This is a genomic window from Pseudoxanthomonas sp. CF385, from assembly GCF_900104255.1.
Taxonomy (GTDB): Bacteria; Pseudomonadota; Gammaproteobacteria; order Xanthomonadales; family Xanthomonadaceae; genus Pseudoxanthomonas_A.
In genome coordinates this window covers 1,907,866-1,929,835 of sequence record NZ_FNKZ01000001.1, presented here as the reverse complement: position 1 = coordinate 1,929,835, position 21,970 = coordinate 1,907,866, and the positions used below count along the sequence as shown (strand labels likewise).

Genomic DNA, 21,970 nt, shown 5'->3' with positions numbered 1-21,970 from the left:
GCCTACTCAGGCGTGCGCCAGCGCGTAGTCGATCGCGGCCACCACCGCCGCGACCTGCGCATCGTTGCACTGGATCGGCGTGGCCTTCGGGCTGTCCGGATAAACCTCGGTGATGGTGGTGTAGCGCGCATCGGTGATGCTTGTGCACAAGCCGAGCGACTTCACCGGGTACTCGATGACGCCCTCGGCCACCACCGGGGACCCGATGATCTCGCCCTGCGCATCGGCGGGGGCGATGTGGGTCACCCGTGCGACGGCGGCGATCACGGCTTGCTGGAAAGCCGGCTGGCGGTTCTCGCTGTCGTCCACCAGATAGAAACCGTCCGGAATCTCGCCCGGCTCGAACGGCTTGCCGTCGCGCGCGGCCAGTGCGGGTCGGAATTCGGTCTCGTCGCTGTCGGTGGTCTCGTGCAGATCGATGTGCATCCGCACGCGGTCCTTCACCGGCGCGACCAGGGCCATCAGCGCGGCGGACTCCTGGGCGGGGCTGTCCGCGCGGAAGGAGCGGTTCGGGTCCAGCGCATCCGCGTTCCAGCGGTGGATGCGTTCGTAGCCCCACGGGCTCACGCAGGGCACGACCAGCAGGTTGGCGCGGCCGGCGTACTCGGCCGCACGCTGCTCGAGGAACTGCAGCGCGCCATGCACGCCGCTGGTCTCGTAACCGTGTACGCCGCCGGTGACCAGCATCAGCGGCAAGGCGTCGTCCCAGCCACGGCTGCGCATCGCATACAGCGGATAGGTCTCGCCCGGACCGTAGTCGAGCGTGCCGTAGGCCTCCACGTCGAAACGCTCGCGCAGGCGGTCGATGGAGGCCACCACGTCGTCCGCGTAGCGCCGGCGCACGCGCTGCTGCGTGCGCCACGCGGCCTTCTCGGCCGCTCCCCAGGGCTGGCCGGGCGTGCCGATCGTGGGAGAGGTCGAAATTTGCATGTGTCGTTCACGTACAGGCAGCAGGAAGTGCGGCACTTTAGCACCGCGCCGGCAGTCGACCCGCTCCCGCGGCCGGCGTGGTCCACCGGTTGCGTTTTCTCCGCGACGCTCCTGCGATGCCGAGGCCCTCCGCGCGTGATGAAGCAGCATGTCCACTATGTGGTGACCGACGACCGGATCCGCCTGGCCTGGGCGGAGATGGGCCGCGGCCTGCCGCTGGTGAAGGCGGCCACCTGGCTCACCCACCTGCAGTACGACCTCGAAAGCCCGGTCTGGTCGCACTGGGCGCGCTTCTTCGGCGAGCATTTCCGCTATATCCGCCATGACGAACGCGGCTGCGGCATGTCCGACTGGCATGCCGGCGCGCTGGATGCCTCGCATTGGGTGGACGATCTGGAGCGCGTGGTGGACGCCGCCGGCATCGACCGCCCGTTCGCCCTGCTCGGCATCAGCCAGGGCGCGGCCACTGCGATCCGCTACGCCGTGCGCCACCCCCATCGCGTCTCGCACCTGATCCTCTACGGCGGCTACGCGATGGGCGGCAACCGCAGCGAGAACCCGGAGCGCCGCAGCCTGTTCAATGCCCTCATGGACGTCATCGGCCATGGCTGGGGCAACGACAACCCCGCATTCCGCCAGTTGTTCACCTCCCGCTTCGTGCCCCAGGGCAGCCGCGCCCAGCTCGACTGGTTCAACGAACTGTGCCGGCGCACCACCTCGCCGGAGAACGCGCGCGCCCTGCTCGCCGCGCGTGGCGACATCGACGTGCGCGAGGTCCTGCCGCAGGTCCGCGTGCCGACCCTGGTGCTGCACAGCGCGGACGATCAGATCGCACCGCTGGCCCAGGGCAGGCGCCTGGCGAGCGCGATCCCCGGCGCCACCTTCGTGCAGTTGGACTCATGCAACCACGTGCTGCTGGAGCACGAACCGGCCTGGCAACAGTTCCAGCAGGCGGTGCTCGAGTTCACCGGCCAGCGCATCGCCGACCTGCCGGGCGACGGCGACCTGTCCGCGTCGCTGACCGCGCGCGAGCGCGCCACCCTCTCGCTGCTGTGCGAAGGCCGCAGCAATGCGCAGATCGGCTGGCAGCTGGGGATCGCCGAAAAGACCGTGCGCAACCACATCTCCCACCTCTACCGGAAGCTGGGCGTGCGCAGCCGCGCCGAGGCCATCGTGAAGACCTACGGACATCTCCCCGGATCCGCGGACTGAGACCCGGGACATTTGTCCCGCATCGGACCCGGCGGCGTCGCCGACCCGGGACAAGGTTCCCATGGCGACGCCGGGGACCGCTGCCCAGACTGCGCGCACCGTCCTCCTCTCCCGCGCCCGGCGCGGTGCGTCCGCGCGGCGACGGCCCTGTCTTCCCCCGGAGATTCCCGATGTCCCGCTTGCTTGCCCTGCTGTACGGCACCGCCTGTTATGCGGTGTTCCTCGTCACGTTCCTGTATGCCGTCGCCTTCGTCACCGGCGCGGGCGTCCCCAAACATGTCGACAACGGCGCCGACACGCCGACCCTCATCGCGCTCGCCATCGACCTGGTGCTGATGACCCTGTTCGCCGTGCAACACAGCGTGATGGCGCGCCCGGCATTCAAGCGCTGGTGGACGCGCTTCGTGCCCAAGCCGATCGAACGCAGCACGTACGTGCTGGCCTCCAGTCTCGTGCTCGCGTTGCTGTTCTGGCAATGGCGACCGCTGCCGGGGATCGTGTGGGACGTGGAAGGCGGACTCGCGCGCGGCGCGGTGTACGCGATCGCCGCCCTCGGCTGGTTGCTGGTGCTCGCCAGCACGTTCCTGATCAGTCATTTCGAACTGTTCGGCCTGCGCCAGGTCTGGGACCTCGCCCGCAAGCGCGCGCCCGCGCCGGAAACGCCCTTCGTCGTGCGCGCGCTCTACCGCATCGTGCGCCACCCGCTGATGCTCGGCTTCCTGATCGCCTTCTGGGCCGCCCCCACGATGACGGCCGGCCACCTGCTGTTCGCGGCGGTGACCACCGCCTACATCATCGTGGCCGTGAAGTGCTTCGAAGAGCGCGACCTGATCGCCCAGCACGGCGAGGCCTACCGCCGCTACCAGCGCGAGGTGCCGATGCTGCTGCCGGGGCGGGTGCGGTCGGCGCGCGACCACGATGTGTCCTCCGATCTTGGACACGGACGCACAACACGTTGACCGCGCCGGTGGCCCCGCTAGGTCGCGTACAGGAAGAAGAAGCCGTTGTTGATGACATGCAGGGCGATGGCCGGTATCAGCGAACGCGTCCTGCGGACGAGGAAGCCGGCCAGCAGCCCCATGGCGAAGTAGAAAAAGAAGCGCGGCGTGTCGTTGTGGATGATCGCAAACAGCAATGCCTGCAGGAGGTTGGCCCACCCGAAGCTGATGTGGCGGGCCATGCCTCCCAACAACATCCCGCGGAACACCACCTCTTCGACGATCGGCGCCAGCACTGCAATCAGAAGGAAGGTCAGCACCGGACCGTAGGTCGAGGCGCCCCCATCCAGGAGGCGCTCGACCGCTTCGGTCTGCAGGGTCCGGCTGTCTTCGGCACGCCACTGGAGCCACGCGCCCTGCAGGTAAGCCACGGTGTACAGCAGCACCAGCGCCACCAGCAGCCACCCCACTTGCCGCCACACACCGATCTGTCCGGTGACCGCTTCGCGCCCCATTCGCCAGGCCAGCGGCATCAACAGCAGCAGGCTGGCAACGGTGCTCCAGAGATTGATCCTGAAGAACGCATTGGCCTCGGGCAGCGGGTCTCCCGTGAACAAGCGGGCGAGCGAACGAGGCTCGACCACGCCCGCGATCAGGAAAGGCAGCGCAAGCAGCAGCACCATCGCCCACCACGCATGCCACAGGCCGATGCGAGGATAAAGGGGCTCGGGCGCACGACCCTGCACGCGACGCGCCAGTCCGCGGTAATGGACCGGCACCAGAAGCATCATCGGCAACAACGCCAGGCAAAGCAGGATGCCACCCGACATCATGGCCATGCCCAGCATGGGCAAATGGAATACCGAAGCCGGGAACCGGTTGGCGAGCACCGCGAACCGTTCCAACTGCGTCGCGATCTCGTCGGTGTTGGTAATGTCGATCTGCGCGACCGCCGCCGGAACGTCCGCCCTCGCCAGCGCAACGTCGAAACGCGCCTGGGCCTCGTCATCGCCCTCCCCGAGGCCTTCCAACGCGCCATGGGCCGCCTCGACGTTGCCCGCATTGAGATGCGCGCGCGCGACCAACGCGCCGTCCAGGGTGAGCTCCTTGCCTTCGTAACGCTCCACTTCGTCCAGCGCGACACGCGCGTCCTCGAGCTTCAGCGCCACCTCCAGGCGACGGTTCGCCGTCCACGCGTTTGTCGCCACGGGCGCCTCCCGCAACAAACGCGCGGCACCGGCTTGGTCCTGCTTCGCCAATAGCGCTTCAACGGCCTGCGGAACGCGCTCGTGGTTTCCCAGACGAGCGGCCAGCAGGGCCATGTCCTTGGCCTTCTCCTTCTGATGGAGGGCGTCAAGCAACCGCGACTGCGTGGCGTAAAGATCGGCGCGCAACGGGGCCGGCCATGCCGTCGCCCGCTTGATCAGGGCGGACCCTTCGGTGACGGCTTCCTCGCCCCACATCTGCTGATAGAGGAACAACTGCGCTTCGGGCGTGCGTGCCCAGCGCTGGCGTAGACGTTCGAGGCAGGCCTCGTAGTCGTCCGACGCCGACGCGACCCAATCGCCATAGTCTTCTTCGGTGTAGTTGCCTATGAATCGGCACCGGGCGATCACCGCCGCGACGCCCCCTGACGATTCGGACGCATCGAAGCGGCTTAGCATGTCGCGATAGGCCACTTCTTTCGCGGTCGTCACGGCTTTCACGGCGGCGTCCGCGTCCGGCACCGACAATGGCGCAGGCGCGGCCTGCAATGGAACCGATGCTGCCATCCCCGCGTGAGCGACCCCCAAACCGCCCGCCAGCAGCATCGCTGCCATGCACCACCGACGCATCCCCATGCGTGCCCCCTGTGCTGTCTGGTCGCGATGGTAGCAGTTGTCAGCGGCGCGCCAACCGCGTCCAATAGCGGCCCCATCTCCAAGACCGTCCGACCGGGCGGCATGCCTGGACGCTCACGCGGATGCCCCACTACACCGGCCCCCTCCTCACCCGCGACATCGCGCATGCGCTGCGCATTGCGCGCGATCGCGGGGACGGCACGTGGGAAGGCTCGCTTGACCTCGGCCGCACGCAGGCGGAGGTGGGACTGGGCGCCGAGGCCTGGCGCTGGCGGGACGCGGCCTATCCGTATCCGGAGGGGCTGAAGGACCGCACGCTGTACCACTGGGATGGCGAGGATTTCGCGCCGATCTCGCGCTATGCCGGGTCGCTGATCAAGCTCGTGCCCACCGAGTGGGGCGTGCCCACGTTCGAGATCGACGGCATCAAGATGCTGCCGACGTCGAAGGAATCGCCGCTGGACGATGCGCGGCGCAAGGTCGCGCTGGTCGAGCCGCGCGGCAAGACCGTGCTGGATACCTGCGGCGGGCTCGGCTACTTCGCCGCCTGCTGCCTCGCCGCCGGCGCCGCGCGCATCCAGTCGTTCGAGAAGAACGAGGACGTGCTGTGGCTGCGCACGCTCAACCCGTGGTCGCCGGATCCGGACGCGCCTGAGCACGGCGGCCGGCTGCAGCTGGCGCATGCCGACATTTCGCAGGCCATCGTCCGTGTGGCGGAGGCGTCCGTCGATGCGGTGCTCCACGACCCGCCGCGCTTCGGCATCGCCGGCGAGCTGTATTCGCAGGCGTTCTACGACCAACTGGCGCGCGTGCTGCGTCGTGGCGGCCAGCTGTTCCACTACACCGGGACGCCCAACAAGCTGACCAGCGGGCGCGACGTGCCCGGCGAGGTCGCAAAGCGACTGGAGAAGGCCGGCTTCAAGGCAAAGCGGGCGCTGGACGGCGTGGTCGCGCAGCGGCGCTGACGTGCGCGCGGGCGCCCTTCACGCCACCTGAGCGCGACGGGGCGCACAACGGCGCCACCACCACGCCCGGGAGGGGCCGCCATGCACCGCACCACCCTGTTGTCCGTCGCCGTGACCGCCCTGCTGCTCGCAGGCCCCGCCAACGCCCAGGACGCGCCGCCGGCGATGACACCGGAGATGCAGGCCATGATGGAGGCCTACCAGAAGGCCGGCACGCCGGGCACGGAGCACAGCCGGCTGGCCTCGATGGCCGGCACCTACGACCTGGTCGTGAAGAGCTGGCATGCGCCCGGCGCGCCGCCCAGCGTCGATCCCGGTACCGCGACGCGCAAGATGATCCTCGGCAACCGGGTGATGCAGGAAGAAGTCACCTCGCAGGTGATGGGCCAGCCCTTCACCGGCCAGGGCCTGCACGGCTTCGACAACGTCACCGGCAAGTACTGGGGTACGTGGAACGACAGCATGAGCACGGGCCTGATGATCAGCGAAGGCACCTGCGATGCGCAGCTCAGCTGCACCTACACGGGCACCCACAACGACCCGGTGACGAAGAAGCCGCAGAGCAGCCGCATGACCACCCGCTGGACCGACAAGAACACCGAGGTGTTCGAAATGTACGGCCCCGGCCCGGACGGCAAGGAAGCCAAGATGATGGAAATCACCTACAAGCGGCGGCCGTAAGCGCGCCACGCGGCATCAGGCGTGCGCAGCCTGTCCGACATCGGCCAGGCTGCGCCGCCATGCGGCGGGCGGCTGCCCGTATTCGCGCCGGAATGCGCGGCTGAAGGAGGTGTCGTTCTGGTAGCCCACTTCCTCCGCGACCCGCGAAAGCGGCGCATTGCTGCGCCGTAGCAGGTTGGCCGCCATCAGCATCCGCCACTGCGTCAGGTACTGCATCGGCGAGGTGCCGACCAGCTGCTGGAAACGCTCGGCCAGCACCGAGCGCGACGTGCCGGCGGCGCGCGCGAGATCGGCGAGCGTCCAGTCCTGGCACGGTTTCTGGTGCAGGGCGTTGAGCGCCGTACCGACGATGCGGTCGCCCAGTCCGGCCAGCCAGCCCGCGTGGCCTTCGTGCTGGTGCACATAGCGACGCAGCACCTCGATGAACAGCAGTTCGGCGAGCCGCGACAAGAGGCTGGCGCCACCGGGGCGCGGTGTACGGGCTTCCGCCAGCGCATACCGCACGGAGGATTCCAGCCAGGCGCCCGCCTCCGAGTCGCGCAGGCTGATGCGCACGACGGGCGGCAGTCCATCCAGCAGCAGGCGCGCCAAACGCGTATCGCAGGCCAGATAACCGCAGACGATGCGCGTGGGTGCGCCGCCCCCGCCGTAGGCGAGCCGGCGCGGACGGCTGGAGAACAGTTTCTTCAGGTCGGCCGCGCCACGCGGCGGCGGCAAGCCCGGCGCCGAGGCCATCCGGTGCGCGGCGCCGCCGGGGAACATGACCACATCGCCCTCATGCACCGCCAACGGAGGCTCGCCGTCCATTTCCACCAGGCATTCGCCTTCGGTAACCAAGTGGAAGATCACCACCTGCTCGGCCGTCGGATCCAGCCAGCGCGCGGCCAGGGCGGCCTTCGGCGATTGGTAGCACCACGGCGCACTGAAGCGCGCGTTGACGAAGAACGCGCCAGACATCTGCACGACACGCAGGATTTCGGAAAGCGCGTCCATGCTCAGCTGGCCTGCCCGTCCCCGACCGACACGACCACGCGGATCGGAGGCTGGCCCGCCAACGCGCCCTGCATCGGCGAACGACGCAGCGCCTCGTCCACGAGCGCCTGCAAGCGCGCGGTATCGACGCCCGGGGCGTGCAGCGCAATGCCGATCTGCATCGACGCCGGTGCGGCCGCGATCCTGGCGCCGTCCGCACCGCTCATGCCGAGCAGCGCGCGCGTGTCGGTGCGGCTGCCGATCTCCACCTCCAGCCTGTCCAACGCCACGCCCTGCTCGGCCGCCACCATCGCGATGGCCGTCGTCGCGCAGGCCGCGATGCCGGCGCGGAAGAACCAGCCCGGCGACGGCCGGTCGCCGGTGCCGCCGAGTTCCACCGGCATGTCCGTGCTGATCTCCGCACCCGATGCGTGAGCGGCGACGACGCGCATGCCGCCCTGCCAGTGCGCTTGCGCGCTCACGTCATCGTGGAGGCCCATGTCGGGCCGCCGGGTAAACACGCTGACGGCGCGCTGCATCGCCTGGGCGATGTCGTGGGGGGTATTCATGGATCGGAACTCCAACGGACGGCAGGGGCAAGCGGATTCTGGGCTCAACAACGCAGCCCGGCGTGGGCCGCGGCCAGCCTTCGGACGATCGGCAAGGAATCGCGGAGCCCCGGGAAACCCACGCGCACGCCCGGACGCGCGGCCAGCCCTGGCAGACGCCCCGTCAGGACGGCGGCACGCCGGGACCGCCACGCTGCGCCCTCCCCAATCCCTGGAACGCCCCGCATGAATGCCGTCGCCGTCGCCCTCCCCACCCCGCCCGACCTGAATGCCCTCAAGCAGCGCCAGCAGGCCGCCTGGTCCAGCGGCAACTACGCCGTCGTCGGCACCACCCTGCAGATCGTCGGCGAGCGCCTGGCCGAAGCAGTCGATCTGCGCTGGGACGAACGCGTGCTCGACGTCGCCGCCGGCAACGGCAACGCCACGCTCGCCGCCGCGCGCCGCGGGGGCCTGGTGGTCTCCACCGACTACGTGCCCGCCCTGCTCGACCTGGGACAGGCGCGCGCCGATGCGGAGCAACTGCAGGTCACCTTCGCCGAAGCCGATGCCGAAGCCCTGCCGTTCGCCGATGCGAGCTTCGACGTGGTGCTGTCCACGTTCGGCGTGATGTTCACCCCCGACCACGCGCGTGCCGCCGGTGAACTGGCGCGCGTGTGCCGCCCCGGCGGCCGCATCGGCCTGGCCAACTGGACGCCGGAGGGCTTCATCGGCCAGATGTTCAAGGTGCTCGGCCGCCATATCGCACCGCCTGCCGGCGTGCAGCCGCCTTCGCTGTGGGGCACCACCGCGCACGTGCAGTCGCTGTTCGGCGACAGCGCGGGCGCCATCGGCGTCACCGCGCGCATGTTCAACTTCCGCTACCGCGATGCCGCCCACATGATCGACGTGTTCCGCACCTGGTACGGGCCGGTGCAGAAAGCCTTCCAGGCGCTGCCTGCCGACAAGGCCGCCGAGCTGGAGCAGGACCTGCATGCGCTGATGGACCGCATGGACCGCGGCAACGGCAATGGCCTGGTCATTCCCAGCGAGTACCTCGAAATCGTGGTCGTGCGCCGGTGAAGGACCATGCACGCCTGCAGCGGCGCGTCCAGCGTTACGGCTGGGACCTCGCCGCCTCCCGCTACGACGCGCTCTGGCAGGCGCAGTTGTCGGGCGCGCACCGTCGGCTGCTGGCGGTCGCGCCGGCGGCGCCGGGCGAAGCCGTGCTCGACGTGGCCTGCGGCACGGGGGTCATGGCGCTCGCCGCGGCAGAGGCCGTCGGTGCGGAAGGCCGCGTGGTCGGTGTGGACATCGCCGAGCGGATGGTCGATGAAGCGAACGCGCGCGCGCGGGCGCACGGCCTGCACCATGCGCGCTTCCTGCGCATGGACGGCGAGGCGCTGGATACCTCGGGCGTCGGCTTCGACCTGGCGTATTGCGCGCTGGGCCTGATGTACATGCCCGACCCCGACCAGGCCATGCGCGCCATGCACGGGGCGCTGCGTCCGGGCGGGCGCGTCGCAGTAGCTGTATGGGGCCAGCGCGCCCGCTGCGGCTGGTCGCCGGTGTTCCCGATCGTCGACGAGGAAGTGGCCAGCGACGTGTGCCCGCTGTTCTTCCAGCTCGGCCACGCGGGCATGCTGGTCGATTTGTGCACGCGGGCGGGGTTCGTGGACGCGGAGGAGCACCGGGTGGAAGCGGTGCTGCAGTACGCCGGCGATGACGACGCCTGCGACGCGGCCTTCGTCGGCGGCCCCGTGGCGATGGCCTGGTCGCGCTTCGACGATGCGACCCGCCGACGCGTCCGCGCGCGTTACCTGCAGGCGATCCGGCCGTGGCGCGTCGGCCGGGGCTACCGCATGCCGGGCGAGTTCGTCGTCGCCACCGCGCGCTCGCCCGTGGCGCTGTCCGCCGCCGGGTGACGCGCGTGCCGCCTCATGGGGGCGGCAGGATCTTCCAGAACATGCCGGCGCCCAGCTTCACCGACTGCAACGGCTTGCGCTGCGCGGCGGGCTGGTTGGCGCGGAACATCTCGCGGATGTCGCCCATCACCTTGTCCGATTCCATGAAGTACGAGTGCGCCAGCACGCTCTGGTCGACGCCCGAGACGTCGATGGTGTCCACGCCGGACACCAGCACCACGCCCTCGCTGGTGTCGCCGGCGCGTGGCCCGCGATTGACCTGCTTGGAGGCCTTCAGCGCGAGGTCCTCCGACGAGGCGTAGAGGGTGACGCGCCCACTGGCCGCCTGCAGGGCCGGCGCCAGATCGGTACGGAACACCTTCGCATCGATGTCCGGCGCAGCCAGGATGATGCCGCGGAAGCGACCGCGCAGTTCCGGACGCTTCGTCACCAGGTTGCGCACCGCCTGGGTCAGCCCGCGCGTGCCCATGCTGTGCCCGATCACGTACAGGTTCTGCGCGCCGGAGCGGTCGGCGAGGTCCGACAGGAAGTTCTCGATGTAGGGCACCGAGCGCGCGATGCTCTGCTCATCGGTGAAATAGCCTGACAGCGCCGCCTGCGACGGCCAGCTGTAGAACACCGGCGCCCCGTCGAAGCGCAGGTCGTAGGCCAGCTGCGCGGTACGCCGGGCGGCATCGCGGAAGCTGACGTTGTACCCGTGCACGAACACGAAGGCATTGCTGCCGCGCGAGGCGCCGACGCGGTCGTACAGCCGCGCGAAGAAAGGCGATTTCTCCAGCCTGGCGACATCCTGCAGGATGACGTGCTGCTTGGGATCCTCCTTGAACTCCAGCAGGTACCAGCGCGGCGACTCGAGTTCGCCGGCCACGTGGACTTTCGGGATGCTGATCCTCGCCGTGCCGTAGGTCAGCTGGCGCGCGAGCGCCGGCGTGAAGCGGTCGCCCGCCGGCAGCGAGGCGAAGGCCGCCGCCGGCGTGCGGTTGGTGGCATAGAAGACGTCGACGTTGACGAAGTCCTGCTCCGGCGGTTTGCCGGCCTGCGCGGCCTGACGGGCGCGTGCCGCGCGCTCGGCCGCTTCGCGGGCCGTCGCATCCCGCTGCTGGCGTGCGCGCGCTTCGGCTTCGGCGGCCGCGGCACGGCGCTGTGCCTCGGCAAGCGCGGCTGCCTCCGCCGCACTGGTCGGAGGAGGAGGAGGAGGAGGAGGCGGCGGAGGTGGAGGCGGCGGTAGCGGCGTCTCCACGGGCGGAGGCAGCGGCATTTCCCTGACACGTTTCGCACAGCCAGCCAGCACCAGGGCCGCCAGCACCAGGCAGAGGATCCGCCGCATTGTTCACCCCATGGAAGGACGTCCTGACCGCCCCAGTCCCCAGGGGTGGCCGACGGCCCGATGGTATCGCAGGGGCCGGGGCCGCAGCGAGCCGACGGGCGCCGGGATTCGCCAGCAGCGCGACTGCGGGCTATCGTGTAGGGGTACGGACCGCCCCTGGACGGTCCCTTCCCTCCCTGGACGACTTGCCCATGCCTACACCCAACTATTCCTTCGAGAAACGACAGCGCGAGCTGGCCAAGAAGAAGAAGAAGGAAGAAAAAGACGCCAAGAAGCGCGCCGAACGCGACGCGGCCCGGACCGATACCGCGCCTGAGGACGCACCAGCCGACACCGCGGAATGAATGACGATGCGGCCCCGGCGCCGCAGGTCTGGGTCGACGCCGACGCCTGCCCGGGCCCGGTGAAGGAAATCCTGTTCCGCGCTGGGGAACGCGCGCAGGTGCACGTCACCCTGATCGCCAACCAGTGGTTGCGGACTCCGCCCTCGCGCTTCATCCGCGCCCTGCAGGTCCAGGGCGGCTACGACGTGGCCGACGACGCCATCGTCGAGCGCGCAAAGGCCGGCGACCTCGTCGTCACCCAGGACATCCCGCTGGCCGCGCGCGTGCTGGCGAACGGCGCGCAGGCGATCAATCCGCGCGGCGACCGCTTCACGCCCGACAACATCGCCGAACGCCTGTCGATGCGGAACTTCATGGACGAGCTGCGCGGCGCCGGCGTGCAGACCGGTGGCCCGGCCGCGTTCAACGCGCGCGACCGCCAGGCCTTCGCCAACCAGCTCGACCGTTGGCTGGCCGCACGTCGTTGATCCGATGCTCGAACTGGAGTTCCGTCCCGTCTTCCATCTGGTGCTGCACGTCATCATGCCGCTGGTCGTGGCCCGCCTGTGCTGGCCCGCCCAGTGGAAGCGTGCGGCGCTGTGGATGCTGGCCGCCTGGGTGATCGACCTGGACCATCTGATCGCCGACCCGATCTACGCGCCCGGCCGCTGCAGCATCGGCTTCCATCCGCTGCACACCTGGCCCGCCATCGCCGTCTACGCGGGCCTGGCCGTGCCGAAGAAGACCCGCTGGTTCGGCATCGGCCTGCTGATCCACGTGATGCTGGATGGCATCGACTGCCTGCTGATGTAGCTCAGTCCGCGCGCACGCCGGGATCGAGCACCTGGAAGCCTGTCTGCAAGGGGATCTCGACGTTGCGCTTGCGGTCCTTCACCACCACCTCCACGCGCCATTGGCCGGACAGGTCATCCGGATCCGCGATGTAACCAAGCGACGTTTCGCACAGCCGCACGCTGGTCGGGTGGCCCATGAGCGGGCCGGTGAAGCAGGCGACATCCTCGACCGCGAGTTGCGCCTTGCCATCGGGCTGGATGACTTTCAGGTCCAGGACGGTATGCGCGCTGCCATCAACCTCGGCGGGATTGGCGAAGAAGATCAGGATGGCGAGGCGCTCATCACGCGCCACGCGGTCCGCCTCCCGGAAGTGCGGAATCACGTCCGGCGGCGTGTCCCACTTGTCCTGCCAGTCCATGTCCGGCGTGACCAGCAGCATCGCACTGAACCCGTCGACCTCCTTCCTCGATTCGGTGGAGGGGCCAGGCGTGCCGTCGGGCGCGCGCCACGCCTGTGCACTGGCCTGGCCGCCCATCAGGATGCCGACCAGGAGCAATACACCGCTTCCCCACTGCGTCATTCCCCGCATACGCATCTCCCCTTAGCGCCTCCCCCTACTCGAACACGCTCCCGCGCCCGGTTTCAAGGGGCGCTGTGCCGAACGGTCACATCTTCTCGCCCGGCAGCCGGCTCGCCTGCGCGATCCAGCCGCCCAGCAGCGCTTCATCGAAAGCCTCGCCTTCGCGCAGATGCAGGTAGCGGACATCGGGAACCTTCGACGCCTCGGGTGGCACCGGCCGCAGCGACTGGCCGCGGAAGAAGGTCACCTTGAGATAGCGCTCGAAGCAATGGAACGAAAGGAACCAGCCCTCAGCGCCCGGTGCGCCATAGAGGGGCGAATTCCACTTCACCGCCTTGCGCACGCCGGGCACGGTCTTCTCCACCAGCGCATCGAGGCGCTTGGCCAACGCCTGTTTCCAGCCGGGTACCGCGGCCAGGTACGCACGCACAGGGGCATCGCCCTCGCCCTTCGGAATCTGCGGATTGCCGCCGGACAGCAGGCGGGGCGATGTCGGCTTCGTAGCCACCTGCTTAGCGACCGCCTTCCTAGCAGGCGCCTTCTTCGTGGCGGCCTTCTTCGTCGCCATCTCAGGCCTTGGCCTTCTTCGCCGTGTTGAATGCCACCGCGCGCAGGAACAGCGCCTTGAACGCCGCGCCCTGCAGCACGTCGCGCTCGCGCAGGTCGATCGCGCGACGCGTGCCGCCATCGAGGCTGGCATTGAACAGGTCGTCGGTGTCCTCGATCTTGGCGCCGTGCGCGAAGGTCAGCTTCACGTAGGCCTTGTAGACCTCGCCGGTGCAGACGAGCCCGTCGTGCGACCACGTCGGTACGCCATGCGGGTTGGTCGGCTTGACCCACTTCACGTCCTCCACCACGCCCGGATCCGCCTCGTGGATGAGGGCGCGTACGCGCGCCAGCACATCGCCACGCCAATCGCGGAGTTCGTCGATGCGCGCATCGATGCGGCGCGAAGCGTCGTGGGTGTCCTTCGGTGTCGGGCTCATGCGGTGCTCCTTGCGGCTGATGGCGACCCGGTCGGTCGCGCTAAGGGGAGGAGGATGGGATTCCGCGTGTTCAAGGCATGCGAAACCCGGCGCTTACCGCTGGAACACCGGCTCCAGCATCCGGAACGTGCCGGCATCCGCGTCCATCTCCACGCGGCCGCCCACGGGCACGATGAACTGTTGGCGGATGTGGCCGATCATTGCGCCGCGGTAGACCGGCACCTTCAGCGGCTTGAAGTAATCGTCGAAGATCTCCGGCAACGTCAGCGAGCCGTAGCCGTTGCCGGGATCGCAGTCGGTGCACTCGCCGAAGATCACGCCGGCGACCTGGTCCAGCGCCCCCATCAGGCGCAGCGTGCTGAGCATGCGGTCGATCCGGTACGGCGCCTCGGAAACGTCTTCGAGGAACAGGATCTTGCCGCGGAAGTCCGGCAGGTACGGCGAGCCGGCGAGCGCCACCAGCACCGACAGGTTGCCGCCCACCAGTTCGCCCTGCGCCTTCCCACCGGTAATGGTGACGGTGCGGTTGCGGCGCTGGACGAGTTCGTCGCCCTTGTCGGCGCTGTTGCGGTATTCCATCTGTTCGCGCTCGAAGAACACGCGACGGAACTGGTCCGCGTTGAACGCGTTCCAGCTGCCGATCCCGATGGGGCCGTGGAAGCTCACCAGTCCGGCCTGCGACAGCAGCGCGTTGTGCAACGCAGTGATGTCGGAGTAGCCCAGCAGGATCTTGGGATGGCGACGGATCGCCGCGTAATCGAGCAGCGGCAGCAACCGCGCCGCACCGGAACCGCCGCGCGCGCAGACGATGCCCTTGACCTCGTCATCGGCGAACATCGCATTGAGGTCGCCCGCGCGTTCGGCGTCGGTGCCGGCCAGGTGACCGCGGCGCGCAGCCAGGTGCGGCGCCACCTTCACCTTCAGCCCGAGGGCTTCCATCGCTTCCCGCGCCAGTTGCAGGTCCAGCGGCTCGTCGGTCGCGGCCGAGGGACTGACCAGGCCGACCGTATCGCCCGGATTCAACGCCAGCGGCAGCAGGCGCTTGCGCGGAGCGGCCGCGAACGCAGGCGCGTGGCCCGCCAGCGGCAGCATCAGGGCCGAGGCGGCCAGCGCCGCCGTTCCGAGGAAGTTCCGCCTGCTGTGCATGTCACCGCCTGTCGAGGGAAGTCGGGCCCAGCTTAGCAAGCGGGCCGGAGCATCCTGAACGATCGCGTGCACGCCGTGTCGATCCGGCCGCCTCCCGTTCGTCGCTGGGGAAAGGCGGACACACCGCTCTACGAGGAATTCCGAGATGCGCAAGCTCATCGTGGCCGTCATGGTCAGTCTCGACGGCGTCATCCAGGGCCCCGGCGGGCCCGACGAAGACCGCAGCGGCGGCTTCGCCCTCGGCGGTTGGGCCTGGCCCTACGCCAGCGACGACGAAGCGATGGACGGCCTGTTCGCACGCCCCTTCTCGCTGGTGCTCGGTCGCCGCACCTACGACATCTTCGCCGGCTACTGGCCGCAGGTGCCCAGCGATGCGCCGCACGGCGGCATCGCCGATGCGTTCAACGCCGCGACCAAGCACGTGGCCACGCATCATCCGGACACGCTGGCGTGGGCCCACAGCCAGGCGCTGGGCGACGATCCGGTCGGCGCGCTGCGCACGCTGAAGCGCGAAGACGGCCCCGACCTCGTCACCCAGGGCAGCAGCGACCTGATCCACCAACTGCTGGCCAGCGACGTGGTCGACGAACTGCGCTTGCTGGTCTATCCGGTGCTGCTCGGCCGCGGCAAGCGCCTATTCGATGGCGATGAGCACCCCGCGGCCTTCCGGCTGGCGAGTTCGCGCACCACGCCGACCGGCATCGTCATCGGGCGCTATGAGCGCGAAGGCGACGTCCGCACCGGCTCGTTCGCCGAAGGCTGAAGCACCGCACGCCCCCGCATTCACCCCGCTTTCCCGCCGGGCCGGGATGATCGGCCCTCTGCCCTGCCCCGTCCTTCCCAGGAGACCACCATGACCCCGAAGAACACCATCTGCCTCTGGTACGACCACGATGCCGAAGAGGCCGCGAACTTCTACGCCACGATCTTCCCCGACAGCGAGGTCACCGCCGTGCACCGCGCCCCCGGCGACTATCCGTCCGGCAAGGAAGGCGATGTGCTGACGGTGGAGTTCACCGTGTACGGCATCCCCTGCATCGGCCTGAACGGCGGCGACACGTTCAAGCACAGCGAGGCGTTCTCCTTCCAGATCGCCACCGACGACCAGGAGGAGACCGACCGCCTGTGGAACGCCATCGTCGGCAACGGCGGCGCGGAAAGCGCCTGCGGCTGGTGCAAGGACAAGTGGGGCCTGAACTGGCAGATCACCCCGCGCGTGCTCACCGAGGCGTTCACGAACCCGGACAAGGCCGTGGCCAAGCGCGCGTTCGCGGCGATGATGGAGATGCGCAAGATCGACGTCGCCAAGATCGAGGCCGCCGTCCGCGGATGAGCCGGGCCGTACGGGGTTCCGGCCCTCAATTCGCCGCCACCGGTGCCGCTATCAACTGGTAGCATGACGCGACACCGGTGGGGGACCGATGCCTCGAATTCCGCATGATGCCTGACGTACGGCGCGCCTGCGCCCTGCTCGCCGGTGTGCTGTGCGCGCTCCTGCTGCTCCCCGCCCATGCCCTGGAACCGCGCCGCGCGATCGGCCAGTTCACCCACGCGTGGTACGAGAACGAGCTGCCGCAAGGCACGGTGCTGTCCATCACCCAGCAGGCCGATGGCGCCATCTGGCTGGCGACCTACGGTGGACTGGCGCGCCACAGCGGCGACGGCTTCGAGACCATCGATCCGCGCGTGGCGCCGGCCCTGAAGAGCTCGGCGATCACCGCGGTCAGCGCCGACCGCCGCGGCGGCGTCTGGGTCGGCACGCTCAACGGCGGCCTGTACCACCGGCAGGGCCGCACCCTCGATCCGGTGCGCCTGCCCGACGGCATCGAGAGCGTGTTCGGCATCGTCAGCGACACGGCGGGCGGCCTGTGGCTGACCACCAATGCGGGCGTGGTGCGGATGGCGAACGGGCAGCCCCGCCTGCTCGGCGATGCGGACGGCTTCCCGCCGCGCGGCTTCTACCGGGCCATCGTCGCCGACCGCGCCGGCGGCGTCTGGATCGCGGCCGATGGCGTCGGCGTCGTCCACTGGCAGGACGGCCGTGCGCGGGTTTACGACGAGCGCGACGGCCTGCCCAGCAATGCGGTCTACAGCCTCGCCATCGATGCCGCGGGCACAGCCTGGGTCGGCACCCAGGCCGGTCCGGCGTTCTTCCGCGACGGCCGTTTCCAGCGCGATCCGCGCGCGGCCGCGCTCGATGGGCGGCGCATCTACACGCTGTACGGCGACCGCGACGGCAGCGTCTGGTTCGCGCCGCTGGACGTGGGCCTGTGCCGCCTGACGGCCGACCACTTCAGCTGCGACAACACCCTGGCCGGCCTGCAGGGCGAGACCGTGCGGTCAATGTTCGAGGACCGCGAAGGCAACCTGTGGATCGGCACCACGTCCAGCGGCCTGCACCGGCTCAGCCCGTCCAAGCTGGTCACGGTGACCGGGCAGATGGTCTCCAACGCCGTGCGCGCGGTGCACCAGGCACCCGGCGGCGCACTGTGGGTGGGCACCGACGGCGCCGGCCTGTCGCGCTACGACGGCGCGGTGCTGCAGCCGGCCACGGACTACAACCGGCAGCTGCCCAGCCAACTGGTGCGCGCCATCCGCTCAGACGACGCCGGCCAGCTGTGGGTGGCCGGCACCGAAGGCGTCACCCGCTTCGATGCCGCGGGACGGGCCCGCACCTTCAGCCTGGCGGAAGGTTTGCCGGGCACGATCGTGTTCGCCTTCGCCCCGGCCCGCGAGGGCGGCATGTGGACCGGCACCCTGCAGGGCGTGGCGCGGATCGACGGCACGCGGGTCGAAGTCGTGGACGGCACGCGTGGCGACGATACGCGCGCCCTCTACGAAGACCGTGAGGGCCGCCTGTGGATCGGCCTGCGCAGCGGCCTGCGCTGCCTCTTCCGCGGCGTGGTGGACACCTGCGGCACCGACGGCCTGTCCGGCACCAGCGTGTTCGCCTTCCATCCCGCCGTCGACGGCAGCCTGTGGCTGGGCACCAGCGTGGGCATCGTGCGCGTCCGTGACGGCAAGGTCACCCGCTATCTCCAGCGCGCCGGTTTCCACGGCGATGCGGTGTTCGCGCTGTTGGATGACGGTCGCGGCAATCTCTGGTTCAGTTCGAACCGCGGCATCGGCCGCCTCGCCAAGGCCGGCTTCACGGCGCTCGACCGCGGCGAAGTGCAGCAACTGGAACCGCACTGGTACGGCACCAGCGACGGCATGCTCAACGCGCAGGGCAACGGCGCCTCGCAGACGCCGGCGGACCGCAGCGACGACGGCCGGCTCTGGTTCGGCACCGCCAAGGGCGTGGTCATCGTCGACCCGGACCGCATGCAGGGCAATCCGCAACCGCCGCCGGTCGCGATCGAGCGCTTGCTGGTGGATGGCGTGGAGGTGGATCCGGCGCGCGCCGGCCGGCTGGGCCCGGGCGTTGAACGCATGGAGCTGCACTTCGCCGCGATGAGCTACGTGGCCCCCTCGGCCGTGCGCTACCGCTACAAACTGGAAGGCTTCGACCGCGCCTGGAGCGAACCCGGCACCGGTCGCGCCGCCTACTACACCAACCTGCCACCCGGCGATTACGTGTTCCGGGTGATGGCGAGCAACAACGACGGCGTGTGGAACGAGGAAGGCGCGCAGCTGCGCTTCACCCTGTTGCCGCAATGGCACCAGACCTGGTGGCTGCGCACGCTGGCGGTGCTGCTGGTGCTGGGCCTGCTGGCGGTCCTGGTGCGCCTGCGCCTGCGTGCCGCGCGGGCGCGCGAACGCGCCCTGACCCATGAAGTGGCGCAACGCACCGACGCCCTGCGCGAAGCCAATGCCCGCCTGCAGCACCTGGCCGCCAGCGATGCACTGACCGGCATCGCCAACCGGCGCGAGTTCACCCGCTGCCTGCAACTGGCTTGGGACGACCATGCCGAGCGCGATGCGCCGCTGGCGGTGCTGCTCGTCGACGTCGACGAATTCAAGGCCTACAACGACAGCTATGGCCACCTCGGTGGCGATGCCGCCTTGGCCACCCTGGCCACCCACCTGGCCGACAGCCTGCGCAGCGGCGACGACCTGGCGGCGCGTTACGGCGGCGAAGAGTTCGCCATCCTGCTGCCGGACTGCGACGCCGACGCGGCGCTCGCGCTCGCCCGGCGGTTGGTGGCCGACGTGCAGCGCCTCGCCCTGCCGCATCGCGCGTCGAGCGTGGCCGACATCGTCACCGTCAGCATCGGTGCCGCCAGCCTGCGACCGGCGCAGGGCGGCACGCCCGACGCGCTACTGCACGCCGCCGACGCGGCGCTGTACCGGGCCAAGGGTGAAGGACGCAACCGGGCCTTGCCGGCGGCGTGACGCAGGCCCAAACACGCAACGCCCGGATGCGCAGGGCGCGCCCGGGCGTCCGACATCACCGGGCGAGGACGATCACGTCGTCCGGCAACCCGCATCCAGTCGCATCACCAGCTGCGTCATCGCATCGTCGAGCGCGCGCGCATAGCCTTCGTACGCCTCGTCCTCGCTGCCGTTCCAGTTCATCGAGGCTTTCTGCGAGCGCAGGGTGAAGGCCGGCTGCGTCCCCACCGTGGCGCTCAACACCACCACCGGCACCTTGGTACCGAGGTTCTGCGCCATGTACATGTGCAGGATGCGCACATCGACCTCGTCGCCCTCGCCCTGCGGTGCGATGCCGAACGCCGTCATCCGTTCGCGGACGATGACGGACGCGTCGTCCACCAGGAACAGATGCTTGCCCAGGCCGCCTGCCCGCCCGGTCGACGGACGCGCATCCACCACCTCGCCCTGCCGGTAAGCGCAGGCCACCCTGCGGTCGACCTTGCCGGCCAGCCGCGAGGCGTCCATCTGCACGCGGTTGACCTTCATCGCGCAGCCGCCCAGCGACGTGGCCAGCAAACCGACGGCCAGCGCGCCCCATCCGGCACGCATCGCCTCAGCCCCCGACCGGCGCGGTCGCAGGCGCGACATCGGCCGGCGTGGTGGCCGGTGCCGCGTCCGGTGTCGCCGGTGCCTGCGGTGCGGCTTCGGTCGCCGGCATCGGGGCGGTGGCGTCGAGCGCGCCGGTGGCGATCGCCTCGGCCGGCGTGGACGCTGGGTCGCCCGCTGCGCCCTCGACCGCGGCCACCCTCGTCGGCGCAGCCGCCGGCACGAAGGCCGCCGGCAGCGGCGCACCGGCCAGCAGGGGTTCAAGGCCCAACAGGGTCTGCATGTGGCCACGGCCCACGCGCAGCCACGACCACCCTTCGCCCTGGCGCACCGGCACGCCGGTGTAGCGCATGCCCGACAGGTTGACCGCTTCGCCCTTGACCTTGGCGTTCCAGGCCACGCGACTCTCGGCGGTGAAGTCGTTCACCAGCATGTCGGCTGCCTGTTGGATGCCGCGGTCCACCACCGCCGCCAGGCCGGGCGCGCCGAGCGCCAGCCAGTCCTGGATCGGCTCCGGGCTGCGCGCGCCGGACATCGGGAACTGGTAGCTGTAGTCTCGCGTAAGGCGCGGCACCACCTTGATCTTGCCGTTCGACTTGACGCTGCGCTCCACGAACTGCGCGTGCACCAGCACCGTCAACTGGGTGAACTGGTTGTCGACCGAATAGCTCGGCGTCAGGACCAGCGCCTGCGGCGGCAGCTGCGCCTTCTGCTGCGCGTCGTGGGCCTCCCATGCCGAAGGCATCACCGTCACCTGCGGATTCGGCGAGATGCCATCGGACACCAGCTTGGCGCGCAACGCATCCTGCATCTTCTGGTTGAAGGGATAGCCCACCAGCAGGTCGCGCAGCGGCACCACCGCTTCCTCGGCCTTCTTCACCTGCGAGTTCTGCACCGCGCTGCCGATCAGCGCGCCGATCAGGCCGAACTGCATACCCATGTTCTGGGCCGTCGCCGGCACCACCACCCCGATCTCCTGCTGCGCTTCGATGATCTCGACCGGCAACTGCTCGCCCAGCGGCATCGGCAATTCGATCGGTTTCGCCGCCAGGCACAGGCCCGGCAACGACAGCGCCCACAGCAGCACGCATACGCGCTTCAACATGATTCCCTTCCCCCGTGATGATGGAATGACAGGCGTGCAGCCGCGCGCGCGCCGAGGCGCGCGCCCACTGCATCGTCCGTTCGTCGAAAACCCCCTGGTGCCGGCCACCGGACATCCGGTCCCCACCGGCACGACAGGCAGCGCCCCCGCGCTGCACGCGCACGATACGCGAACCGGCACCGGCTGCACCATGCGCTGCAGCAGATGCGGCGGTCAGAGCCCCAGGTGGTCGGCCAACGCGCGCCGCACGCGCTCGGCGTAGGCCTGCGAGCCGTAGCTGCCCGCATCGAACACGCCACCCGGGCCGGCCGTGGCGGCCAGACCGGAGAACGTGGGCCGCGGCACGATGACGACCTGCCACGGCGCGTCGTCGTGGTCGCTGTCTTCGCTGCGGCGCACCTCGACGGCCGCCACGTTGGTCGCGCTGAGGCGGGTGCTCGTCGACCGCCCCCAGGCACGGCGCTGCACGACGATGGCGTGGGGCGCGTACGTCCAGGTGTCGCCCCAGCCGGACAGCCCGGCGCGGATGAACTGCACGCCGACGTAGCACGCACCGCCCACGATGACCGCGAAGAACGGCGATGCGATGTTGAGCGGCCACAGGCCGCGGCCAAGTTCCCACAGCGTCATGCCGATGGCGAACGCGCCCGCGAGCACGCAGCCCACCCGGATCGGCCACGGGAACTCGCGCCGGACCAGCGGCAGGTCGGATTCCAGGACGGTGGCGGTGTCATCCGTGGCCATGCGCCATGGTAGCCGGAGCCCGCGCCGCAGGC

At 69.8% G+C, this 21,970-nt stretch carries 24 protein-coding genes; 12 read left to right on the top strand and 12 right to left on the bottom strand.

Features of this window, described 5'->3' with window-relative positions:
• Window positions 1–6: 6 nt before the first annotated feature.
• A complete protein-coding gene (locus BLT45_RS08975; RefSeq protein ID WP_093297635.1) occupies window positions 7–930 on the bottom strand; it encodes a M14 family metallopeptidase in 924 nt (307 codons plus the stop codon).
• A gap of 138 nt (window positions 931–1,068) precedes the next feature.
• On the opposite strand from BLT45_RS08975, the gene BLT45_RS08970 reads away from it, so the two are divergent.
• Together BLT45_RS08970 and mddA are read left to right on the top strand one after the other, a co-directional pair.
• The gene (locus BLT45_RS08970; RefSeq protein WP_093297632.1) at window positions 1,069–2,142 is read left to right on the top strand and encodes an alpha/beta fold hydrolase; all 1,074 of its coding nucleotides are present in this window, start codon (window positions 1,069–1,071) and stop codon (window positions 2,140–2,142) included.
• 170 nt (window positions 2,143–2,312) lie between these two features.
• Entirely contained in the window at window positions 2,313–3,101 is a 789-nt protein-coding gene (mddA, locus tag BLT45_RS08965) for a methanethiol S-methyltransferase (protein ID WP_093297629.1), read from the top strand.
• A 17-nt stretch (window positions 3,102–3,118) separates the two neighbouring features.
• Here mddA and BLT45_RS08960 read toward each other — a convergent pair whose 3' ends face one another.
• Window positions 3,119–4,900, bottom strand: a complete 1,782-nt coding sequence (locus BLT45_RS08960; protein WP_175455775.1) for a CPBP family intramembrane glutamic endopeptidase — start codon at window positions 4,898–4,900, stop codon at window positions 3,119–3,121.
• A gap of 143 nt (window positions 4,901–5,043) precedes the next feature.
• Here BLT45_RS08960 and BLT45_RS08955 point away from each other — a divergent pair, with 143 nt between their 5' ends.
• Entirely contained in the window at window positions 5,044–5,886 is an 843-nt protein-coding gene (locus BLT45_RS08955; RefSeq protein WP_093297623.1) for a class I SAM-dependent methyltransferase, read from the top strand.
• 81 nt (window positions 5,887–5,967) lie between these two features.
• The gene (locus BLT45_RS08950) at window positions 5,968–6,567 is read left to right on the top strand and encodes a DUF1579 domain-containing protein (RefSeq protein WP_093297619.1); all 600 of its coding nucleotides are present in this window, start codon (window positions 5,968–5,970) and stop codon (window positions 6,565–6,567) included.
• 15 nt (window positions 6,568–6,582) lie between these two features.
• Here BLT45_RS08950 and BLT45_RS08945 read toward each other — a convergent pair whose 3' ends face one another.
• Together BLT45_RS08945 and BLT45_RS08940 are read right to left on the bottom strand one after the other, a co-directional pair.
• Window positions 6,583–7,560: an AraC family transcriptional regulator gene (locus tag BLT45_RS08945; protein WP_093297616.1), complete on the bottom strand. Its 978-nt coding sequence runs from the start codon at window positions 7,558–7,560 to the stop codon at window positions 6,583–6,585.
• Between the two features lie 2 nt (window positions 7,561–7,562).
• Entirely contained in the window at window positions 7,563–8,108 is a 546-nt protein-coding gene (locus BLT45_RS08940; RefSeq protein ID WP_093297613.1) for an OsmC family protein, read from the bottom strand.
• Between the two features lie 225 nt (window positions 8,109–8,333).
• On the opposite strand from BLT45_RS08940, the gene BLT45_RS08935 reads away from it, so the two are divergent.
• Together BLT45_RS08935 and BLT45_RS08930 are read left to right on the top strand one after the other, a co-directional pair.
• The gene (locus BLT45_RS08935; RefSeq protein WP_093297610.1) at window positions 8,334–9,167 is read left to right on the top strand and encodes a class I SAM-dependent methyltransferase; all 834 of its coding nucleotides are present in this window, start codon (window positions 8,334–8,336) and stop codon (window positions 9,165–9,167) included.
• Complete coding sequence (locus BLT45_RS08930) at window positions 9,164–10,009, top strand: class I SAM-dependent methyltransferase (protein ID WP_093297607.1); 846 nt, start codon at window positions 9,164–9,166, stop codon at window positions 10,007–10,009. The genes BLT45_RS08935 and BLT45_RS08930 overlap by 4 nt, the downstream gene beginning before the upstream one ends.
• A gap of 13 nt (window positions 10,010–10,022) precedes the next feature.
• Here the strand turns inward: BLT45_RS08930 and BLT45_RS08925 are convergent, their stop codons facing one another.
• A complete protein-coding gene (locus BLT45_RS08925; RefSeq protein ID WP_093297604.1) occupies window positions 10,023–11,336 on the bottom strand; it encodes an alpha/beta hydrolase in 1,314 nt (437 codons plus the stop codon).
• Window positions 11,337–11,527: 191 nt separating this feature from the next.
• Between BLT45_RS08925 and BLT45_RS18325 the strand changes: the two genes are divergently transcribed.
• Genes BLT45_RS18325 through BLT45_RS08915 form a run of 3 tightly spaced genes read left to right on the top strand, consistent with a single transcriptional unit; the run spans window position 11,528 to window position 12,472 of the window.
• A complete protein-coding gene (locus BLT45_RS18325; protein WP_175455774.1) occupies window positions 11,528–11,680 on the top strand; it encodes a hypothetical protein in 153 nt (50 codons plus the stop codon).
• The gene (locus BLT45_RS08920; protein ID WP_093297601.1) at window positions 11,677–12,147 is read left to right on the top strand and encodes a YaiI/YqxD family protein; all 471 of its coding nucleotides are present in this window, start codon (window positions 11,677–11,679) and stop codon (window positions 12,145–12,147) included. Before BLT45_RS18325 ends, BLT45_RS08920 begins: the two co-directional genes overlap by 4 nt.
• Window positions 12,148–12,160: 13 nt before the next feature.
• Window positions 12,161–12,472 (top strand): DUF6122 family protein, encoded by a 312-nt coding sequence (locus BLT45_RS08915; protein WP_093298774.1) that lies wholly within the window; start codon window positions 12,161–12,163, stop codon window positions 12,470–12,472.
• A gap of 1 nt (window position 12,473) precedes the next feature.
• Here BLT45_RS08915 and BLT45_RS08910 read toward each other — a convergent pair whose 3' ends face one another.
• The 4 genes from BLT45_RS08910 to BLT45_RS08895 all read right to left on the bottom strand — a co-directional run bounded on the left by BLT45_RS08910 (window position 12,474) and on the right by BLT45_RS08895 (window position 15,166).
• Window positions 12,474–13,034: a hypothetical protein gene (locus BLT45_RS08910; RefSeq protein ID WP_139187969.1), complete on the bottom strand. Its 561-nt coding sequence runs from the start codon at window positions 13,032–13,034 to the stop codon at window positions 12,474–12,476.
• An 85-nt stretch (window positions 13,035–13,119) separates the two neighbouring features.
• Complete coding sequence (locus BLT45_RS08905; protein WP_093297595.1) at window positions 13,120–13,602, bottom strand: DUF1801 domain-containing protein; 483 nt, start codon at window positions 13,600–13,602, stop codon at window positions 13,120–13,122.
• A 1-nt stretch (window position 13,603) separates the two neighbouring features.
• Entirely contained in the window at window positions 13,604–14,020 is a 417-nt protein-coding gene (locus BLT45_RS08900) for a DUF1801 domain-containing protein (RefSeq protein WP_093297591.1), read from the bottom strand.
• Between the two features lie 93 nt (window positions 14,021–14,113).
• Entirely contained in the window at window positions 14,114–15,166 is a 1,053-nt protein-coding gene (locus BLT45_RS08895) for a S66 peptidase family protein (RefSeq protein ID WP_093297588.1), read from the bottom strand.
• A 145-nt stretch (window positions 15,167–15,311) separates the two neighbouring features.
• Between BLT45_RS08895 and BLT45_RS08890 the strand changes: the two genes are divergently transcribed.
• From BLT45_RS08890 to BLT45_RS08880, 3 genes are all read left to right on the top strand, one after another.
• Window positions 15,312–15,929, top strand: coding sequence for a dihydrofolate reductase family protein (locus tag BLT45_RS08890; protein ID WP_093297585.1), 618 nt, complete (start codon window positions 15,312–15,314; stop codon window positions 15,927–15,929).
• Window positions 15,930–16,019: 90 nt separating this feature from the next.
• Entirely contained in the window at window positions 16,020–16,499 is a 480-nt protein-coding gene (locus BLT45_RS08885; protein ID WP_093297581.1) for a VOC family protein, read from the top strand.
• A gap of 104 nt (window positions 16,500–16,603) precedes the next feature.
• Window positions 16,604–19,501, top strand: coding sequence for a two-component regulator propeller domain-containing protein (locus BLT45_RS08880; RefSeq protein ID WP_093297578.1), 2,898 nt, complete (start codon window positions 16,604–16,606; stop codon window positions 19,499–19,501).
• 72 nt (window positions 19,502–19,573) lie between these two features.
• Here the strand turns inward: BLT45_RS08880 and BLT45_RS08875 are convergent, their stop codons facing one another.
• The 3 genes from BLT45_RS08875 to BLT45_RS08865 all read right to left on the bottom strand — a co-directional run bounded on the left by BLT45_RS08875 (window position 19,574) and on the right by BLT45_RS08865 (window position 21,938).
• Window positions 19,574–20,092, bottom strand: a complete 519-nt coding sequence (locus BLT45_RS08875; RefSeq protein ID WP_093297575.1) for a hypothetical protein — start codon at window positions 20,090–20,092, stop codon at window positions 19,574–19,576.
• Window positions 20,093–20,096: 4 nt separating this feature from the next.
• A complete protein-coding gene (locus BLT45_RS08870) occupies window positions 20,097–21,194 on the bottom strand; it encodes a hypothetical protein (RefSeq protein ID WP_093297571.1) in 1,098 nt (365 codons plus the stop codon).
• Window positions 21,195–21,407: 213 nt separating this feature from the next.
• Window positions 21,408–21,938, bottom strand: a complete 531-nt coding sequence (locus BLT45_RS08865) for a hypothetical protein (RefSeq protein ID WP_093297568.1) — start codon at window positions 21,936–21,938, stop codon at window positions 21,408–21,410.
• Window positions 21,939–21,970: the final 32 nt, after the last annotated feature.

What these genes read in the sequence shown, in the direction of transcription:
- BLT45_RS08950 (WP_093297619.1), top strand. Translation starts at nt 5,968, where the DNA reads ATGCACCGCACCACCCTGTTGTCCGTCGCCGTGACCGCCCTGCTGCTC.
- BLT45_RS08940 (WP_093297613.1), bottom strand. Translation starts at nt 8,108, where the DNA reads ATGAATACCCCCCACGACATCGCCCAGGCGATGCAGCGCGCCGTCAGC.
- BLT45_RS08865 (WP_093297568.1), bottom strand. Translation starts at nt 21,938, where the DNA reads ATGGCCACGGATGACACCGCCACCGTCCTGGAATCCGACCTGCCGCTG.
- BLT45_RS08935 (WP_093297610.1), top strand. Translation starts at nt 8,334, where the DNA reads ATGAATGCCGTCGCCGTCGCCCTCCCCACCCCGCCCGACCTGAATGCC.
- BLT45_RS08895 (WP_093297588.1), bottom strand. Translation starts at nt 15,166, where the DNA reads ATGCACAGCAGGCGGAACTTCCTCGGAACGGCGGCGCTGGCCGCCTCG.
- BLT45_RS08925 (WP_093297604.1), bottom strand. Translation starts at nt 11,336, where the DNA reads ATGCGGCGGATCCTCTGCCTGGTGCTGGCGGCCCTGGTGCTGGCTGGC.
- BLT45_RS08945 (WP_093297616.1), bottom strand. Translation starts at nt 7,560, where the DNA reads ATGGACGCGCTTTCCGAAATCCTGCGTGTCGTGCAGATGTCTGGCGCG.
- BLT45_RS08910 (WP_139187969.1), bottom strand. Translation starts at nt 13,034, where the DNA reads ATGACGCAGTGGGGAAGCGGTGTATTGCTCCTGGTCGGCATCCTGATG.
- BLT45_RS08955 (WP_093297623.1), top strand. Translation starts at nt 5,044, where the DNA reads ATGCCCCACTACACCGGCCCCCTCCTCACCCGCGACATCGCGCATGCG.
- BLT45_RS08920 (WP_093297601.1), top strand. Translation starts at nt 11,677, where the DNA reads ATGAATGACGATGCGGCCCCGGCGCCGCAGGTCTGGGTCGACGCCGAC.
- mddA (WP_093297629.1), top strand. Translation starts at nt 2,313, where the DNA reads ATGTCCCGCTTGCTTGCCCTGCTGTACGGCACCGCCTGTTATGCGGTG.
- BLT45_RS08870 (WP_093297571.1), bottom strand. Translation starts at nt 21,194, where the DNA reads ATGTTGAAGCGCGTATGCGTGCTGCTGTGGGCGCTGTCGTTGCCGGGC.
- BLT45_RS08905 (WP_093297595.1), bottom strand. Translation starts at nt 13,602, where the DNA reads ATGGCGACGAAGAAGGCCGCCACGAAGAAGGCGCCTGCTAGGAAGGCG.
- BLT45_RS08960 (WP_175455775.1), bottom strand. Translation starts at nt 4,900, where the DNA reads ATGGCAGCGATGCTGCTGGCGGGCGGTTTGGGGGTCGCTCACGCGGGG.
- BLT45_RS08880 (WP_093297578.1), top strand. Translation starts at nt 16,604, where the DNA reads ATGATGCCTGACGTACGGCGCGCCTGCGCCCTGCTCGCCGGTGTGCTG.
- BLT45_RS08885 (WP_093297581.1), top strand. Translation starts at nt 16,020, where the DNA reads ATGACCCCGAAGAACACCATCTGCCTCTGGTACGACCACGATGCCGAA.
- BLT45_RS08900 (WP_093297591.1), bottom strand. Translation starts at nt 14,020, where the DNA reads ATGAGCCCGACACCGAAGGACACCCACGACGCTTCGCGCCGCATCGAT.
- BLT45_RS08890 (WP_093297585.1), top strand. Translation starts at nt 15,312, where the DNA reads ATGCGCAAGCTCATCGTGGCCGTCATGGTCAGTCTCGACGGCGTCATC.
- BLT45_RS08970 (WP_093297632.1), top strand. Translation starts at nt 1,069, where the DNA reads ATGAAGCAGCATGTCCACTATGTGGTGACCGACGACCGGATCCGCCTG.
- BLT45_RS08975 (WP_093297635.1), bottom strand. Translation starts at nt 930, where the DNA reads ATGCAAATTTCGACCTCTCCCACGATCGGCACGCCCGGCCAGCCCTGG.
- BLT45_RS18325 (WP_175455774.1), top strand. Translation starts at nt 11,528, where the DNA reads ATGCCTACACCCAACTATTCCTTCGAGAAACGACAGCGCGAGCTGGCC.
- BLT45_RS08875 (WP_093297575.1), bottom strand. Translation starts at nt 20,092, where the DNA reads ATGCGTGCCGGATGGGGCGCGCTGGCCGTCGGTTTGCTGGCCACGTCG.